Source organism: Streptosporangium canum, from assembly GCF_900113865.1.
Classification (GTDB): domain Bacteria; phylum Actinomycetota; class Actinomycetes; order Streptosporangiales; family Streptosporangiaceae; genus Streptosporangium; species Streptosporangium canum.
The window spans coordinates 256,477-272,288 of the sequence record NZ_FOQY01000006.1 but is presented as its reverse complement, the minus strand read 5'-3'; the positions used below and the strand labels follow the sequence as shown (position 1 = coordinate 272,288).

Below are 15,812 nucleotides of genomic sequence, written 5' to 3'. Positions count from 1 at the left end.
GACATGATGAGCGACTTCGCCGGGTTCCGGCGGCCCTCGCTGCGTCCGGGGGTGCGGTCGGGCCCCACGCAGGACGGCGGCATCGAGTTCACCTACCTCGACGGGCGCCGGTTCGTCGAGTTCGAGTTCGACGCCGGCCGGGCCGAGAGGTTCCAGGACTTCGTCGCCGTGCTGGCCGAGGGCGGCCTGAGCGCCGCCGAACTCGGCGCCGCCTTCCCCGGGAGCCCGCAGGAGTACGGCGAGATGCTCGCCGCGCTGGACGAGCAGGGCATGATCGCCGAGGCGGAGGAGGCCGCGGAGGGCGGGATGAGCGGCGTCAGCGCCTACGCCTACCTGCGCAGGCACGCCGATCGGGTCCGCGCGGAGGTCCGCAGCCCCCTGGTCGAGGCGCTCGTCGACGGCAGCGTCACCCGCGGGCAGCTCATCGGCTACGCGGTCGAATACTGGCACATCACCCACCTGTGCCCCCGGGCCCTCGCCCCGGCGCTGGCCCGTGACGACCTGGGCCTGCCGGTGTGGGAGAAGCTGATGCACTTCTACATGACCGAGCGCAATCACGACCGCATAATGGAGAAGTCGCTGGCCGCGGTCGGCGTCCCCCGGGAAGCGCTGCTGCGCGCCCAGCCGCTGCCGGCCACGATGGCGATCATGGCCTCCCTCGGCGTGTACGCCTACAACTTCCCGCTGGCGCTGATCTCGACGCTCTTCCCCATGGAGGAGCCCGAGCCGGAGTTCCTGGAGCTGTTCCGCCTCCGCTGCGCCGAACTGGGCCTGCCGGAGGGCTTCGTGCGGCCGATCGTCAGCCACTCCGACGTCAACGAGGACGAGGCGCACGAGGCGGTCTCCCTCGACCTGCTGGCCGACTTCCCCTATCTGAGCACCGAGACGGTCCGCGAGTGCGCGAAGGCGGTGGCCGACGTGATCGAGCAGCGGGCCCGTCTCGACGCGGAGGTCGTCTCCTGGTACGGCGCGGGCGGGGAACTGCGCGACTTCGGTCACCACGGCTACCCGACACAGGCAGGCAAGGCTCTCACGTGCGCCCCGCTGACATCCTTGGCATAGGCGTCCTCGCCTCCGTGTGGGGCACGAACTTCCTCCTGGTCGAGGAGGCGCTGGAGGGGCTCAATCCCATCCAGATCGTCCTGATCAGGCTGATCCTGGGGGCGGCGGCCCTGCTGCTCCTCGCCCGCGCCCGCCGTACGGCGCTGCCGCGCGGGGGCGCGGTCTGGCTGAAGCTGGCCGGGATGGGGCTGCTGGGCCAGGCCGTGCCCTGGCTGCTGTTCGCCTGGGGGCAGCAGGAGGTCACCGGCGCCCTGGCCGGGGTCTACACCGGCCTGACGCCGCTGATGACGGTCCCGGTGGCCTGGCTGCTGCTGCGCGAGCGCCCCACGGCCGCCGAGGTCGGCGCCGCCGTCATCGGCTTCGCCGGGCTCGCCGTCGTCCTCGCCCCCTGGAGCGGAGGCGAGCGGGCGCCGCTGGGCGGTCAGCTGCTGTGCCTGGCGGGGGCGACCTGCTACGCGCTCGCCTACAGCTACGCCGGCCGGCTGATGCGGACGCTCGCCGACGGCAAGCTCTCCCTGGCCGCCGCCCAGGCGCTGGCCGCCTCGGCGATCATGCTTCCGGCCGGGAGCGGGCAGCTCGCCCATCCGGTGCGCCTGACGTGGCTGATCGCGCTCTGCCTGGCGCTGCTGGGCGCGGGTACGGCCGTCGCCTTCCTGGTCAACTACTGGCTGATCGCCCGGGTCGGCCCGGTGCGGGCGTCCCTGGCGTTCTACCTCATCCCGGTGGTCGCGGTCGTGGCCGGGCTGGCCGCCAGGGGCGAGCGGCTCAACCCGAACGAGGCGCTCGGCTCGGCGCTCATCCTGGCCGCCCTCGCGGCCCTGTACGTCTGGGAGCGCACCAGGGAGGCGAGACCGGCGCCCGTCCCCGAACCGGCGGAGACCCGCTGACATGGAGACCCGCCGGCATGGAACCCCACCCGTATGGAACCCCGCTGACATGGAGGCCCACAGGTATGGAACTCCGCGACGACTCCGGGCTCTCGGTCGCCGTCGCCTCCGCCGGGGAGGCGTTGGCCCTCTCCCGCGACCGGCGGGCCCTGCCGCCGGGCGTCAACGTGCTGCGGGTGCCCGATCCGCCCGCCGGGAGCTGGGTCGAGCTGGCCCGCGCCGGGTTCGTCCGCAAGCCCTCGTGGATCACCTGGGTCTCCCCGGTGTGCGACACCGACGAGGAGTGGCTGGCCCGGCTGCCCAAGCGGTCCCGCTACGACGTCCGCCGCGCCCGGCAGGCCGCGGCGCGGGAGCTGCGGCAGGTGGTGCGGCAGCCCCTGGAACCCGCCGGGCTGGAGGAGTTCCTCCTGCTGTACGGGAGCATGGTCGCGAGGATGCCCCACGGCGTGGGGTTCGCCGCGTCGCTGCGGGAGGCGATCCTCGCCGAGGAACGCCACTACGCCGTCTACGCCTACGGCGCGGACGGCATGGCGGGCGGCTGCCTGTGCCTGGAGAGCCCGCAGACCGGCACGGTCAAGCTGCGCTTCTCGGCCGTGGACCCGCTCTGGCGCGACCGCAGCCTGGCCCGTGTCCTGTACGCCGAGGCCGTCGCCGTGGCCCGGCGCAAGGGCTACCGCCGGGTGACCCTGGGAAACGACCCCAACCTGTACGGGCACATCCCGCAGCCGGGGCTGCTGACCTTCAAGGCGCGCCTGGGGTTCACCCCGGTCGCGGCGGAGCCGTTCGGGATGAATCCGTGGCGGGACGAGGCCGACCTCCTGCTCTCCCTGGACGGCCTGAACGATCTCGTCCTGATGCTGGGATACCTGGGGGACGTCTGGGCCGGGGACGGCTTCCCCGGCTATCGGCTGGAGGCGCGCAGCCGCCGCCCCGTCGACCCCGGCCGTTGCGACTTCCCGTTCGTCCTCGGCGCCAGGCATCGCCTGCTGCCGGACTGAGCTGACCCGTCCGTCCGCGGAGACGCCCCGGACCGGCAGGGAAAGGGAAGACGTCCCGGACCGGCCCGGAGACAACCTCGGACGGCCTCAGACACCCAGTGGCGCGTCCATCAGCCTGGCCACGGCCTCCTCGCCGCCGGCGACGTCGACCCTGGCGTGCGACTGGCGGCCGAAGCAGAACAGCAGGAGCTCGCCCGCGGTGCCGGTCACCTCGACCCTGGGAGCGTTCTTGGCCCCGCCGAGGGCGACGCCCCCGCCGATGCGGTGCAGGACGACGCCGACCGGGGACCTGCGCAGGAACAGGCGCCTGCCGGCGCGCACCTGCTTCCAGAAGGTCTCCTCCAGGTCGGCCGGGAGCTCGCGCGGCTCCCAGACCCGCTGCGCGCGCCGTACGTCCTCGTGGTGGATGAAGAACTCCATGGTGTTGACGGCCTTGTCCATGCCGGGCACCAGGCCGTAGATTCCGGCCGGGCCGGAACGGACCAGCTCGACCAGGCCCGCGTAGCCGTGCCGGGCCTTCAGGGACTCCTGCACCGAGGCGGTGTATCCGGCCAGCGGCTTGATCGCGATGCCGCCGGCGGCGTCCGGGCGGCGTTCGCGCAGGACGAGGTGGGCGGCGAGGTCGAAGGTGGTCCAGCCCTCGCAGAGCGTGGGGGCGTCCGGGCCGAGCTGGACGAACAGGTCGCTGAGCGCGGCGCGCTCGGCGCGGGCGTGAGTCATCTGATGATCCTAACAACGTCGTTGTCCCGGAAATCAGGGCAGATCGGGGCGGGGTGCGACCCTCCGGAGAGGAGGCTTGGGGAATAAGGACGTGATCCCGCGTGATAGTGACTTGTAGCAATGTTTCTCAGCGAAAGGACACCCCCCGAGTGGCGAGCAAGGTGACTTCCGCCGTCATGCGTAAGGGACTCCGCGTACTCGGGGTGGCCATCAGGGCCGAGAAGGCGGTCTTCGCCGCCGCCACCCTGTCCAGCGCGCTCTACGGCGTCATGACGGTCGCTTCGGCGTGGGCGCTCGGCTGGGCCACCGAGAACGTCGTGCTGCCCGCGTTCGCCGAGGGGGAGGTCGCCACCGGCACACTCGTCCTCGGCGCGCTTCTCATCCTCGGCGTGTCGCTGCTCAAGGCGCTGGGCGTGGCCGGCCGGCGCTTCTTCGCCGGCGTCATGCAGTACCGGATGCAGGCCCGGTCCCGCCGGGAGGTCACCCGGCAGTACCTCAAGCTCCCGCTGGCCTGGCACCACCGGCATCCGACCGGCCAGCTGCTGTCCAACGCCAGCTCCGACGCCGAGGCCGCCTGGGCCCCGCTCGCGCCGCTGCCGATGGCGGTCGGCGTGGTCGTGATGCTCTTCACCGCGGCGATCGCGCTGGTGATCACCGATCCCGTCCTCGCCCTGGTCGGGTTCCTGATCTTCCCGGCGATCGCCGTCCTGAACCTGGTCTACCAGCGCAGGCTCAGCCCGCTGGCCACCCACGCCCAGCAGCTCCGCGCGGAGGTCAGCGAGATCGCGCACGAGAGCTTCGACGGCGCGCTGGTCGTCAAGACCCTGGGCCGCGAGGACGAGGAGACCGTCAGGTTCCAGGCCAGGGCCGAGGAGCTGCGCGACGCCAACATCGCCGTCGGCCGCGTCCGCGGCCTGTTCGACCCGATGCTGGAGGCCCTGCCCACCCTGGGCGTGCTCGCCGTGCTGCTGGTCGGCGCGGGGAGGCTGGAGAGCGGCGCGATCAGTTCGGGCGTCCTGGTCCAGGTCGCCTACCTGTTCACCCTGCTGGCCTTCCCGATCCGCGCGCTCGGCTGGGTCCTCGCCGAACTGCCCCGCGCCGTCGTCGGCTACGACCGGGTCCAGGCCGTGCTCGCCGCGACGGGCTCCATGGAGTACGGCGCCGCCACGCTGCCGGGCACCGCTCCGGCCAGGCTGGAGGTCCGCGACCTCGACTACGCCTACGACGACTTCCCGGTCCTGCGCGGGGTGAGCTTCGAGGCCGAGCCGGGCCGTACCATCGCGCTGGTCGGACCCACCGGCTCGGGCAAGTCCACGCTCACCCAGACCTTCGTCCGCCTGGTCGACCCGGCGGCGGGCGCCGTGGTCGTCGACGGGGTGGACCTGCGCGAGGTCGCCCGCGGTGGGGTCAGCGACGCGGTGGCGCTGGTGCCGCAGCAGACGTTCCTGTTCGACGACACCGTGCGCGGCAACGTCGCCCTCGGCCTGCCGGTCGGAGACGAGGACGTCTGGGCGGCGCTGCGCCTGGCCCAGGCCGACGGCTTCGTCAGTGCCCTGCCCTCCGGGCTCGACACCAAGGTCGGCGAGCGCGGCACCACCCTGTCCGGCGGCCAGCGGCAGCGCCTGGCCCTGGCCCGCGCGCTGGTCCGCCGCCCCCGGCTGCTCATCCTGGACGACGCCACCTCCAGCGTGGACCCGCAGGTCGAGGCCAGGATCCTGTACGGCCTGCGGGACGCGGCCCAGGCCTCGACCGTGGTCGTCGTCGCCTACCGGATGGCCACCATCGCCCTGGCCGACGAGGTCGTCTACCTGGAGCACGGCAGCGTCGTCGACCGGGGCGGCCACGACCTGCTGCTCGCCCGCTGCGAGGGCTACCGCAACCTGGTCACCGCCTACGAACGCGAAGAGGCCGAGCGCGAGGCGCTCGGAGCAGAGGAAGAGGAAGAGGTCAGCGCGTGAGCGAGCGAGTCGGTAAACACAGCGGTCCGGTGCGTCTGCGGACCGGCGGACCGCTGGGCGAGGGATGCGCGTGAGCTCGCTTCAGGGGGTCGAACGGTCGGCGCTGGCCACCGTCAGGCACGGGCTGTCTCTCACGCCGGAGTTCCGCAAGGGGCTGGCCGGGACGCTCGCGCTGGCCGTGCTGGCCACACTGGGCAAGGTGATCGTGCCGATCGCCGTCCAGCAGACCATCGACCGGGGGCTCAAGGGTGAGGTCCCCGACCTGCCCTACATCCGCGCCGCCGTGCTGCTGTGCGCCGCGGCCGTGGTGCTGACGGCGGTGTGCGCGTATCTGATGAACGTCCGCCTCTACAAGGCCACCGAGACCTCGCTGGCCGGGCTGCGGGTGCGCGGCTTCCGGCACGTGCACGACCTGTCGGTGCTCACCCAGAACTCCGAGCGGCGCGGCGCCCTGGTCTCCCGGGTCACCGGCGACGTGGACCAGATCAGCGTGTTCATGCAGTGGGGCGGGCTGATGATCATCATCGCCCTGGGGCAGCTCCTGGTCGCCACCGTGCTGATGTTCGTCTACTCCTGGCAGCTCGCCCTGCTGGTCTGGATCTGCTTCCTGCCGCTCATGGTCGTGCTGCCCCGCTTCCAGCGCTGGCTGTCGGGCGCCTACACGCTGGTCCGCGAGCGCACCGGCGACATGCTCGCCGCCGTCAGCGAGTCGGTCGTGGGCGCGGCGGTGATCCGGGCCCACGGGGCGGAGTCCCGTACGGCCGGCCGGCTGGACGCCGCGATCGACGCCAACAGGGCCGCGCAGGCCCGCACACAGCGGATCGTCGCCACCGTCTTCCCGCTGACCGAGATCGTCGCGGCGGTGGCGCTGGCCGGAGTGGTGCTGCTCGGCGTGCGGCTGGGCATCGGCGGCGAGATCACCGCCGGGCGCCTGATCGCCTTCCTGTTCCTGATCACGCTGTTCGTCTCGCCCCTGCAGATCGCCACCGAGGTGCTCAACGAGGCGCAGAACGCGATCGCCGGCTGGCGGCGCATCCTCGGCGTGCTCGACACCCCGCCCGACGTCGCCGACCCCGGCCCGGAGGGCGTCGAGCTGCCGCGCGGCCCCATCTCGGTCTCCTTCGAGGAGGTCGGGTTCTCCTACCCCGGCGGGATGCCGGTGCTCAGCGAGGTGTCGGTGGACATCCCGCCGCGCTCGCGGATCGCGGTGGTGGGGGAGACCGGCTCGGGCAAGACGACCTTCGCCAAGCTGCTCACCCGGCTGATGGACCCCGTCTCCGGCCGGGTCACCGTCGACGGCGAGGACCTGCGCGCGGTCCGGTTCTCCTCCCTGCGCGAGCGGATCGTCATGGTGCCCCAGGACGGCTTCCTGTTCGACGGCACCCTGGAGGAGAACATCCGCTTCGGCCGCCCGTCGGCGACCGAGGCGGAGATCCGGCTGGCCATGACCGAGCTGGGCCTCACCGGCTGGCTGGAGGGCCTGCCCGCGGGTCTGGCCACCCATGTCGGCCAGCGCGGGGAGTCGCTGTCGGCGGGAGAGCGCCAGCTCGTGGCACTGGCCCGCGCCTACCTGGCCGACCCCGACCTGCTCCTGCTCGACGAGGCCACCTCGGCGGTGGACCCGGCGACGGAGGTACGGCTGGCCCGCGCCCTGGAGGGGGTCACGCGGGGCCGCACCGCCATCTCCATCGCCCACCGGCTGTCCACCGCCGAGGCCGCCGACGAGGTGCTCGTCTTCGACCGGGGCCGGATCGTGCAGCGCGGCCCGCACGCCGAGCTCGTCGAGGAGCCCGGCGTCTACGCCGACCTGCACGCCTCCTGGGTCTCGGCGGCCCGCTCGTAGCGGGTTTTCCCGGAGGGCGGGGCCGTACCGGCGGGGGTGCTCGTGGCGCGGGTCGTCCAGGAGCGGCCTTCGGGGTCGTGGACCGCGACGTGCCGCACCTCGACGGACCCGACGGTCACTCGGCCTGCCGGGGTAGCCCGGCCGGACCTGCCTCGCCGATACCGGCCAGTCTGAGGATTAGGGCTCTTGCGGGGAGGTAGGGGGACAGGTGAGGGTGTGGAACTCGCGGGGGGACTCATGACAGATGTGCTGGGCGAGGAGCCCGCGGCCGGGCAGTTCCCGGTGCTCGACGTGCGTTCGGCCGTGGTCCGCAGCGACCTGCTCGACGAGCTGCCGAACCTGCGTGTCCTGGACGATGACGACGACGATCCCGTGCTGGTGCGGTTGGACGGCACCCCCGTGGACACCTGGCGGGAGAAATACCCCTACGGCGAGCGGATGGACCGGGCCGAATACGACCGTCTCAAGCGGCTGCTCCAGATCGAGCTGCTCAAGCTCCAGTACTGGATGAAGGACACCGGCGGGCGGCTGGTCGTCCTGTTCGAGGGGCGCGACGCGGCGGGCAAGGGCGGCACCATCAAGCGGTTCATGGAGCATCTCAACCCGCGCGGGGCCGGCGTGGTCGCCCTGGAGAAGCCCAGCGAGCGCGAGAGCACCCAGTGGTACTTCCAGCGCTATGTCTCCCACCTGCCGGCCGCGGGGGAGATGGTCTTCTTCGACCGCTCCTGGTACAACCGCGCCGGAGTGGAACGGGTGATGGGCTTCTGCTCGCCGGAGGAGTATCTGGAGTTCATGGAGCAGGCCCCCGAGTTCGAGCGCATGCTCGTCCGCGACGGGATCCACCTGGTGAAATTCTGGTTCTCCGTCTCCCGGTCCGAGCAGCGCACCCGGTTCGTGATCCGCCAGGTCGACCCGGTGCGGCAGTGGAAGCTGTCGCCCATGGACCTGCAGTCGCTGGACAAGTGGGAGGACTACACCGAGGCCAAGGAGGACATGTTCCTGTATACCGACACCGAGCAGGCGCCGTGGACGGTGATCAAGAGCAACGACAAGAAGCGGGCCAGGATCGAGGCCATGCGCCACCTCCTGAGCCAGTTCGAGTACGACAACAAGGACCACGAGGTCGTGGGGGAGCCCGACCCCAGGATCGTCGTCCAGGCGGCCGACCTGCTCGACGACGACCGCGCGCGCTGAACCGGCGTCACGCCCGCCGCCCGGTCGGCGGACCCCGCCGTCACCGCCCGCCGGCCGGCCGGATCGATCCGCCGGGGCTCCGGCATGGCCGTCCGGCCATGCCGGAAGTCGCCCCTCTCCCTGGTTGCGGCACAATTGCCGCATGTCCCTTGACCCCGCCATCGCGGCACGGCTGAAGCGCACCGGCGACGGGCTGGTGCCCGCGATCGTCCAGCAGTACGACACCGGCGAGGTGCTGATGCTCGCCTGGATGGACGACGAGGCCCTGCATCGCACGCTCACCACCGGCCGGGCCACCTACTGGTCGCGCAGCCGCGGATCCTACTGGGTCAAGGGCGACACCTCCGGTCACGTCCAGCACGTCAGGTCCGCCGCGCTCGACTGCGACGGCGACACGATCCTGCTCAAGGTCGACCAGGTGGGCGCCGCCTGCCACACCGGTGACCGGACCTGCTTCGACGCCGACGAACTGGCGGTGAACCCGAAGTGACCGCCCGGCGGGCGCTGTGGACCTGGGTCGCCGTCTGCGTGGCGGGCGCCGCGCTCGTGCTGCTCGCCGCCGGGCGCGACTGGTTCACCGTGACGTACGGCCCGCGCAAGGTGGCGGTCTCCGCCGCGGAACTGGTGCCCGCGCTCGGTCCGGCGGCCTGGGCGGCGCTCGCCGCGGTGGTCGCCGTGCTCGCGACCAGGGGGGTCTGGCGCAGGATCGTCGGCGCCGTGATGACGCTCTGCGGAGCGGGGGCGATGGCCTGGGCCTGGCAGGGAAGCCGCGCGGGCGCGGCGCTGGAGGTCGCGGCCCGGCAGATCCCGCTGGCCGAGCCCGGAGCCCTGCACAGCGCCCCGGCCGCCGCCTGGCCGCTGGTCGCCGGGGCGGGCGGACTGCTGCTGGCGTGCGCGGGGGTGGTGGCCGCCGTCCGGGGCGCAGGCTGGCCCGGCATGTCCGACCGCTACGAGCGCCGCGGATCGGGCCCGGCCCCCGCCGGCGCCGCCTCCACCGGCGGGGCGCCGAGCGAGCGGGCGCTGTGGGACGCGATCGACCTCGGCGCCGATCCGACGGTCGGCCCTGAGGACACCGCCGCCCCGGAGAGAACGGCCGGTCCGGAGAACGGGGAGCGTTGAGGACCGGCCGTCTCGGGAGACGGCCGGCGGTCCATGGGCGCGGCGTTCCGGGAACGCCCCGCCGGCGGGGATACCGGTGGCGGCGCCGTCCGCGACGCCCGTGCTCGCCACACGGTCACAACTTGCCCACGGAAGCGGGGAGCGGCCCTCGTGGGAGACGCGGATCTCGCTAGGATTTCGCCCGCAACTCGCATAAAGGGGAGTCATTCATGAGCTACGGGAACCAGTCCGGCGGTTACGGGCCACCGCAGGGCGGCGGATACGGCTCTCCCGGCGGCTACGGCCCGCCGCCCGGCGGCGGTTACGACCCCTACGGCTACGGCGCGCAGCCGCCCCGAGGCAACAACGGCATGGCCATCGCCGCGCTGATCATGGGCATCGCCGGGCTGTTCGTGTGCGGCGTGACCTCGATCGTGGGCATCGTGCTGGGCCACATCTCGCTGGGCCAGATCAAGCGGACCCACGAGGAGGGGCGCGGCATGGCGATCGCGGGCCTGGTCCTGTCCTACTTCGGCGTCGCCTGCTGGCTGCTGGTGCTCGTCTTGGCGCTGGCGCTCGGCTGGTGGGGATTCGCCGCGAGCACCTCGCTGTCGGGTTACTGACGGGCATCCGCCCCCGTCTTGAGTATCGTGGCCGGTGACGGGTAGTCGCTGGTGGAGAGGTGCGGGCGGGCCGATGGTGACGGGAAGGACCACTGACGTGCGGGGGCCGCGGGCGCGGGCGCTGGCCGTGCTGGCCCCGCTCGGCGCCGCGCTGGCCGCCGGCGCCGCGGTCGCCTACGTGGGCGCGGTGGACCCCAACGAGCCGGGGCACTACCCCACGTGTCCGTTCCTCATGCTCACCGGGCTCTACTGCCCGGGCTGCGGCGGGCTGCGGGCCGTTCACGCCCTCGCCCACGGCGACCTCGTCACGGCCCTCGGGCTCAACCTCCTGGTCGTGGCCATGGTCCCGGTCCTGGCCCTTCTGTGGGGGCGCTGGGCGCTGCGTTCCTGGCGGGGTGTGCCACTCAAGGGGATATCCATACGTCCTTCCTATGTATGGGCTTTTCTTGCTTTAATGATCGTTTTTTGGATAGTGCGAAATGTTGCTTTTGGGGAATTCTTGGCCCCATAGTCACCTATAGGCGTCACCCCGTGGCGGGGCGACCGCGGCAAGCCCGATAGCATCGGCTGGACCAAGGCAATCGATCGGGAGGGGCCTTACTCGTGAGCGAGTGGAGCGAGCGGACCATGGACACGGCAGCGTTCGCGAACTTGACCTCCGAGTTTCGCGAGGAGGGCAAGTGAGCGTTCTGGAGGAAATCCTCGAAGGGGTGCGCGCCGATCTGGCCGGCCGGCAGGAGACGGTGTCGCTGGCCGAGCTCAAGGAGCGGGCCGAGCGGGCGCCCACGCCCCGCGACGCCTACGCCGCGCTGGGCGGCGACCAGGTGGCGGTCATCGCCGAGGTGAAGCGCTCCAGCCCGTCCAAGGGCGCGCTCGCCGCGATCGCCGACCCCGCCGCGCTCGCCGGTGACTACGAGTCGGGCGGCGCCCACGTCATCAGCGTGCTGACCGAGAGGCGCCGCTTCGGCGGCAGTCTCGACGACCTGGCCGCCGTGCGCGCCGTGGTCGACATCCCGGTGCTGCGCAAGGACTTCATCGTCACCTCCTACCAGCTCTGGGAGGCCCGGGCCTACGGCGCCGACCTGGTGCTGCTGATCGTGGCCGCGCTGGACCAGAACGCGCTGGTCTCGCTCATCGAGCGGGCCGAGTCGATCGGCCTGACCCCGCTGGTCGAGGTGCACACCGAAGAGGAGCTCGACCGGGCGCTCGCCGCCGGAGCCCGGATCATCGGCATCAACGCGCGTAACCTCAAGACCCTCGAGGTGGACCGCGAGGTGTTCGCGAAGCTGGCCCCGAAGATCCCCGAAGGCGTCATCAAGATCGCCGAATCGGGTGTGCGCGGTCCGCACGACCTGCTCGCCTACGCCAGGGCCGGCGCCGACGCCGTCCTCGTCGGCGAGAGCCTGGTCACCGGAAAGGACCCGCGGGCCGCGGTGGTCGACCTGGTCACCGCCGGCGCCCACCCCGCATCTCGACCTGAGGGGCAGTAAGCACGTGACAGCGACAGACGGAACCCTTCTCACCCCGGCCGACCTGGCCGGCAACGGCGTCCACGGGGACGACCCGGACGTCCACGGCAAGTTCGGCGTCTTCGGCGGGCGCTACGTGCCCGAGGCCCTCATCCCGGCGCTGGACGAGGTGGCCGCCGAGTACGAGAAGGCCAGGAACGACGCCGGGTTCCTGCGCGAGTTCGACCACCTGCTGCGCACCTACGCCGGGCGGCCGACCACCCTCACCGAGGTGCCGCGCTTCGCCGAGCAGGCGGGCGGCGCCCGGATCATCCTCAAGCGCGAGGACCTGACCCACACCGGCGCTCACAAGATCAACAACGTGCTCGGCCAGGCCCTGCTCACCAAGCGCCTGGGCAAGACGAGGGTGATCGCCGAGACCGGCGCGGGCCAGCACGGCGTGGCCACCGCCACCGCCGCCGCCCTGATGGGCCTGGAGTGCGTGATCTACATGGGGGCCGTCGACTGCGAGCGCCAAGCGCTCAACGTCGCCCGCATGAAGCTGCTCGGCGCCACCGTCGTCCCGGTCACCAACGGCAGCCAGACCCTCAAGGACGCCATCAACGAGGCCTTCCGCGACTGGGTCGCCAACGTCGACCGCACCCACTACCTTTTCGGCACGATCGCCGGCCCGCACCCGTTCCCGGAGATCGTCCGCGACTTCGCCCGCATCATCGGCGTCGAGGCCCGCCGCCAGATGCTGGAGCTCACCGGCAGGCTGCCGGACGCCGTCGCCGCCGCGGTCGGCGGCGGTTCCAACGCGATCGGCATCTTCCACGCCTTCATCGGCGACGAGGGCGTCCAGCTCCACGGCTACGAAGCCGGCGGCCGGGGCCTGGAGACCGGTGAGCACGCCCTCACGCTCACCGAGGGCTCTATCGGGGTCCTGCACGGCTCGCGCACCTACGTCCTGCAGGACGAGGAGGGCCAGACGATCGAGTCCCACTCGATCTCCGCCGGCCTCGACTACCCCGGCGTCGGCCCCGAGCACGCCTGGCTGAAGGACACCGGCCGCGCCTCCTACCACGGCATCACCGACGCCGAGGCCATGGACGCCTTCTCACTGCTCGCCCGCACCGAGGGCATCATCCCGGCGATCGAGTCATCCCACGCGCTCGCCGGCGCCCTCAAGCTCGGCCGTGAGATGGGCCCCGAGGCGACCATCCTGGTCAACCTCTCGGGCCGTGGCGACAAGGACATGGGCACCGCCATGAAGTACTTCAACCTCTGACGGCCGACTCGCGTCCCCACCGGCCCGGCCGGCGGGGACGAGGCCACGAACCGCAACGGAATCAACGATGACGACTCTTCAGACGGTGTTCGCCAGGGCGAAGGCGGACGATCGCGCCGCCCTCATCGGATACCTCCCCGCCGGATTCCCGACCAAGGACGGCGCGATCGCGGCCGCCGCCGCCATGGTGGACGCGGGCTGCGATGTGATCGAGATCGGCCTGCCCTACTCCGATCCGCTCATGGACGGCCCGACGATCCAGGACGCCGTGCACCGGTCGCTGACCAACGGCACCCGCATCGCCGACGTGCTGCGCACGGTCGAGGGCGTGGCCAAGACGGGCGCCGCCACGCTGGTCATGACCTACTGGAATCCGATCGACCGCTACGGCGCCGACCGGTTCGCCCGTGCCCTGGCCGACGCGGGCGGGGTGGGCACCATCACCCCCGACCTGACCCCGGAGGAGGCCGAGCCCTGGCGTGAGGCCAGCGCCGGAGCCGGGATCGACACCGTTTTCCTGGTCGCGCCGAGCTCTCCCGAGAGCCGCATCAAGGCCGTTGTCGGCTGCTGCACCGGCTTCGTCTACGCCGCCTCGCTGATGGGCGTCACGGGTGCCCGCGAGTCGGTCGGCGAGGCGGCCCAGGGGCTGGTCGAGCGGACCCGCCTGCAGACAGACATGCCGGTCTGCGTCGGGCTAGGGGTCGGCACCGGCAAGCAGGCCGCCGAGGTGGCCCGCTACGCCGACGGCGTCATCGTGGGCTCGGCGTTCATCCGCCGCCTGCTGGACGCCCCCGACGAGGCCTCCGGCCTGGCGGCGGTCCGCGAACTGGGCGCCGAGCTGGCGGCGGGCGTCCGGAGGTAGACCTCTCATCTGAAATGCGGCCGTTCCATAGAACGGCCGCATTTCTCGTTTCCCGCCGAGCCCGTCCGTTCCGCCTCCGGTGAATGCGGTAAACCACCCCGCCGGAGCCCGCCGCGTTTCCCGGCGTGCCGTTACCGGCCGGCCGCGCCTCTCCGTTCCGGCCGCCGAGCCGCCGGCGGGTTCCGCATCACCGGCGGGGCAGGGGCCGGAGATCAGGGCGGAGCCCGTCCCGGATACGGTGCGTCAGGGTGTGAAGGCCGTCCAGCGGGATTGGAGCCGGAGTTCGCCGTAGGATGTCTGCCTGCTGCTTCGGCCTGTCACCTGGGCATTTATGGTGCGGCAGTTCTGCGGTTCCGTGCTCGTTAGTTGGCTTATTCGACGCTTATCCAGCTCGTGATGGGGTTTCTCCCAGATGGTGCCGTATCCGTAGCGGTCGGCCATAACCGGGGGCCCGGAATAGGAGACGATGGTGCTCGTGACTTCTGACAAGCCCGTGCTTCCGCGGTCGCACTCGGCGAGTTCGGCGCTACCCTGGGTGACGACTGTCTCGCGGTTGGTGCTGGCGGGTGTGCTGATCGTCGCCGGTTGGGGGAAGATCGGCACGCCGGTGCTGTCCGTGCAGGCGGTCAAGGCATACGAACTACTTCCGGACTCGCTTGCCACGGTGGTCGGCTACGGCCTGCCCATCCTGGAGATCGTCATAGGGGTGTTGCTGGTTGTCGGGCTGCTCACCCGTGTGGCGGGCATCATCTCCGCGTTGCTTATGCTGGCTTTCGTCATCGGAATCGCATCGGCGTGGGCGCGCGGGCTGCGAATCGACTGCGGCTGCTTCGGCGGCGGCGGTCAGCTCAAGGCCGGGGTGGAGCCCGACTACCTCATCGACATCCTGCGTGACGCCGGTTTCTTCGCGCTCGGTGTGGTCGTCGCCTGGTTCCCGCCGGGGCGGTTCGCGCTGGACTCGGCGCTGGGGCTGACCTCGGTGCGGGAGCCGTACGATGACGACATCGAGGGCGATGACGAGAAGCCCTATGAAAAGGAGAACCACTGATGGGCAAGGCCGCGCGGGATCATTCGGCGCGTGACCGGATCAAGGCGCAGCGCGAGGAGCAGCGGAAGAAGGAGCGGCTCAAGCGCATCGCGACGATCACGACGGTGGCGGTCGTCGCACTCGGCGCCGTCGGGGCCGGATGGTGGTATGCCGCCCAGGGAAGCAAGTCCGAGGAGGCCACCGGGGCGCTGGCGCCGATCACCGCCGCCGCCGACGGCTCCGTGGTGATGGCCAAGGCGGGCGTGGAGAAGCCGGTGCTGGACGTCTACGAGGACTTCCAGTGCCCCGCCTGCAAGGCGCTGGAGGAGACCAGCGGCGCCACGATCAAGAACCTGGCCGCCGAGGGCAAGGTCAAGGTGGTCTACCACCCGATCACGATCTTCCCGCAGGAGGCGAACAAGGGCGTCACCCGCGGCAACTCCGTCCGCGGCGCCGCCGCCTCCCGCTGCGTCCCCGGCGGCGCTCCGTGGATCAAATTCCACGACAAGCTGTTCAAGGAGCAGCCGTCGGAGACCGTCGAGGGCTTCAAGCTCGATGACCTGGTCGCCTGGGGCAAGGACGCCGGGGTCACCGACCCGGGCTTCGAGAAGTGCGTGACCGGCCAGCAGAAGGCGGCTGAGCACACCGCCTACAGCACCAAGATCCTGGAGAGCGCGAAGCTCCAGGGCACCCCGACGCTGAAGATCAACGGCACAGAGGTGGACAACAGCGTGGCGTTCAAGCCGGCCGATCTGCGCCAGGCGATCCTTGATGCGGCCAAGTAGCCCGTGACACGGTAAC

Annotated in this window: 17 protein-coding genes; 15 read left to right on the top strand and 2 right to left on the bottom strand. The window is 71.6% G+C overall.

Going from position 1 to position 15,812, the window contains the following annotated elements; all coding sequences use genetic code 11:
• Positions 1–6: 6 nt before the first annotated feature.
• From BM085_RS44345 to BM085_RS11925, 3 genes are all read left to right on the top strand, one after another.
• Positions 7–1,062, top strand: a complete 1,056-nt coding sequence (locus BM085_RS44345) for a thiaminase II/PqqC family protein (protein ID WP_093887056.1) — start codon at positions 7–9, stop codon at positions 1,060–1,062.
• Positions 1,035–1,949 carry a DMT family transporter gene (locus BM085_RS42910; protein ID WP_177245070.1) on the top strand — a complete coding sequence of 305 codons (915 nt, stop codon included), beginning with the start codon at positions 1,035–1,037 and terminating at the stop codon, positions 1,947–1,949. The genes BM085_RS44345 and BM085_RS42910 overlap by 28 nt, the downstream gene beginning before the upstream one ends.
• Positions 1,950–2,014: 65 nt before the next feature.
• Positions 2,015–2,947, top strand: a complete 933-nt coding sequence (locus BM085_RS11925) for a GNAT family N-acetyltransferase (RefSeq protein WP_093887055.1) — start codon at positions 2,015–2,017, stop codon at positions 2,945–2,947.
• 87 nt (positions 2,948–3,034) lie between these two features.
• Here BM085_RS11925 and BM085_RS11920 read toward each other — a convergent pair whose 3' ends face one another.
• On the bottom strand, positions 3,035–3,667 hold the full coding sequence (locus BM085_RS11920) for a TIGR03085 family metal-binding protein (RefSeq protein WP_093887054.1): 633 nt from the start codon (positions 3,665–3,667) through the stop codon (positions 3,035–3,037).
• A 176-nt stretch (positions 3,668–3,843) separates the two neighbouring features.
• Between BM085_RS11920 and BM085_RS11915 the strand changes: the two genes are divergently transcribed.
• Both BM085_RS11915 and BM085_RS11910 read left to right on the top strand, forming a co-directional pair.
• The gene (locus BM085_RS11915) at positions 3,844–5,625 is read left to right on the top strand and encodes an ABC transporter ATP-binding protein (protein ID WP_245789271.1); all 1,782 of its coding nucleotides are present in this window, start codon (positions 3,844–3,846) and stop codon (positions 5,623–5,625) included.
• 64 nt (positions 5,626–5,689) lie between these two features.
• Complete coding sequence (locus tag BM085_RS11910) at positions 5,690–7,468, top strand: ABC transporter ATP-binding protein (protein ID WP_177245069.1); 1,779 nt, start codon at positions 5,690–5,692, stop codon at positions 7,466–7,468.
• Here the strand turns inward: BM085_RS11910 and BM085_RS44340 are convergent.
• The gene (locus tag BM085_RS44340) at positions 7,423–7,587 is read right to left on the bottom strand and encodes a hypothetical protein (RefSeq protein WP_177245068.1); all 165 of its coding nucleotides are present in this window, start codon (positions 7,585–7,587) and stop codon (positions 7,423–7,425) included. The genes BM085_RS11910 and BM085_RS44340 overlap by 46 nt on opposite strands.
• 118 nt (positions 7,588–7,705) lie before the next feature.
• Between BM085_RS44340 and ppk2 the strand changes: the two genes are divergently transcribed.
• The 10 genes from ppk2 to BM085_RS11860 all read left to right on the top strand — a co-directional run bounded on the left by ppk2 (position 7,706) and on the right by BM085_RS11860 (position 15,796).
• Entirely contained in the window at positions 7,706–8,662 is a 957-nt protein-coding gene (gene ppk2, locus BM085_RS11905; protein ID WP_093887051.1) for a polyphosphate kinase 2, read from the top strand.
• 142 nt (positions 8,663–8,804) lie between these two features.
• The gene (gene hisI / locus BM085_RS11900; RefSeq protein WP_012889635.1) at positions 8,805–9,152 is read left to right on the top strand and encodes a phosphoribosyl-AMP cyclohydrolase; all 348 of its coding nucleotides are present in this window, start codon (positions 8,805–8,807) and stop codon (positions 9,150–9,152) included.
• Complete coding sequence (locus tag BM085_RS11895) at positions 9,149–9,781, top strand: Trp biosynthesis-associated membrane protein (RefSeq protein ID WP_177245067.1); 633 nt, start codon at positions 9,149–9,151, stop codon at positions 9,779–9,781. The genes hisI and BM085_RS11895 overlap by 4 nt, the downstream gene beginning before the upstream one ends.
• 209 nt (positions 9,782–9,990) lie before the next feature.
• Entirely contained in the window at positions 9,991–10,383 is a 393-nt protein-coding gene (locus BM085_RS11890; RefSeq protein WP_086576369.1) for a DUF4190 domain-containing protein, read from the top strand.
• A 97-nt stretch (positions 10,384–10,480) separates the two neighbouring features.
• Positions 10,481–10,894: a DUF2752 domain-containing protein gene (locus BM085_RS11885; protein ID WP_245789270.1), complete on the top strand. Its 414-nt coding sequence runs from the start codon at positions 10,481–10,483 to the stop codon at positions 10,892–10,894.
• Positions 10,895–11,063: 169 nt separating this feature from the next.
• Positions 11,064–11,873 carry an indole-3-glycerol phosphate synthase TrpC gene (gene trpC, locus BM085_RS11880; protein WP_031159981.1) on the top strand — a complete coding sequence of 270 codons (810 nt, stop codon included), beginning with the start codon at positions 11,064–11,066 and terminating at the stop codon, positions 11,871–11,873.
• A gap of 43 nt (positions 11,874–11,916) precedes the next feature.
• Positions 11,917–13,122 carry a tryptophan synthase subunit beta gene (gene trpB / locus BM085_RS11875; protein WP_245789280.1) on the top strand — a complete coding sequence of 402 codons (1,206 nt, stop codon included), beginning with the start codon at positions 11,917–11,919 and terminating at the stop codon, positions 13,120–13,122.
• Between the two features lie 67 nt (positions 13,123–13,189).
• Positions 13,190–13,984 (top strand): tryptophan synthase subunit alpha, encoded by a 795-nt coding sequence (trpA, locus tag BM085_RS11870; RefSeq protein WP_093887047.1) that lies wholly within the window; start codon positions 13,190–13,192, stop codon positions 13,982–13,984.
• A 466-nt stretch (positions 13,985–14,450) separates the two neighbouring features.
• On the top strand, positions 14,451–15,032 hold the full coding sequence (locus BM085_RS11865; RefSeq protein ID WP_245789269.1) for a DoxX family protein: 582 nt from the start codon (positions 14,451–14,453) through the stop codon (positions 15,030–15,032).
• Positions 15,032–15,796 carry a thioredoxin domain-containing protein gene (locus BM085_RS11860; RefSeq protein WP_093887046.1) on the top strand — a complete coding sequence of 255 codons (765 nt, stop codon included), beginning with the start codon at positions 15,032–15,034 and terminating at the stop codon, positions 15,794–15,796. The genes BM085_RS11865 and BM085_RS11860 overlap by 1 nt, the downstream gene beginning before the upstream one ends.
• Positions 15,797–15,812: the final 16 nt, after the last annotated feature.

Excerpts from the sequence above, each read along its gene's own strand:
- trpA (WP_093887047.1), top strand. The coding sequence starts at position 13,190 with ATGACGACTCTTCAGACGGTGTTCGCCAGGGCGAAGGCGGACGATCGC.
- BM085_RS44345 (WP_093887056.1), top strand. The coding sequence starts at position 7 with ATGAGCGACTTCGCCGGGTTCCGGCGGCCCTCGCTGCGTCCGGGGGTG.
- ppk2 (WP_093887051.1), top strand. The coding sequence starts at position 7,706 with ATGACAGATGTGCTGGGCGAGGAGCCCGCGGCCGGGCAGTTCCCGGTG.
- BM085_RS11860 (WP_093887046.1), top strand. The coding sequence starts at position 15,032 with ATGGGCAAGGCCGCGCGGGATCATTCGGCGCGTGACCGGATCAAGGCG.
- BM085_RS11865 (WP_245789269.1), top strand. The coding sequence starts at position 14,451 with ATGGTGCTCGTGACTTCTGACAAGCCCGTGCTTCCGCGGTCGCACTCG.
- BM085_RS11915 (WP_245789271.1), top strand. The coding sequence starts at position 3,844 with ATGCGTAAGGGACTCCGCGTACTCGGGGTGGCCATCAGGGCCGAGAAG.
- BM085_RS11890 (WP_086576369.1), top strand. The coding sequence starts at position 9,991 with ATGAGCTACGGGAACCAGTCCGGCGGTTACGGGCCACCGCAGGGCGGC.
- BM085_RS11910 (WP_177245069.1), top strand. The coding sequence starts at position 5,690 with ATGCGCGTGAGCTCGCTTCAGGGGGTCGAACGGTCGGCGCTGGCCACC.
- hisI (WP_012889635.1), top strand. The coding sequence starts at position 8,805 with ATGTCCCTTGACCCCGCCATCGCGGCACGGCTGAAGCGCACCGGCGAC.
- BM085_RS11925 (WP_093887055.1), top strand. The coding sequence starts at position 2,015 with ATGGAACTCCGCGACGACTCCGGGCTCTCGGTCGCCGTCGCCTCCGCC.
- BM085_RS11920 (WP_093887054.1), bottom strand. The coding sequence starts at position 3,667 with ATGACTCACGCCCGCGCCGAGCGCGCCGCGCTCAGCGACCTGTTCGTC.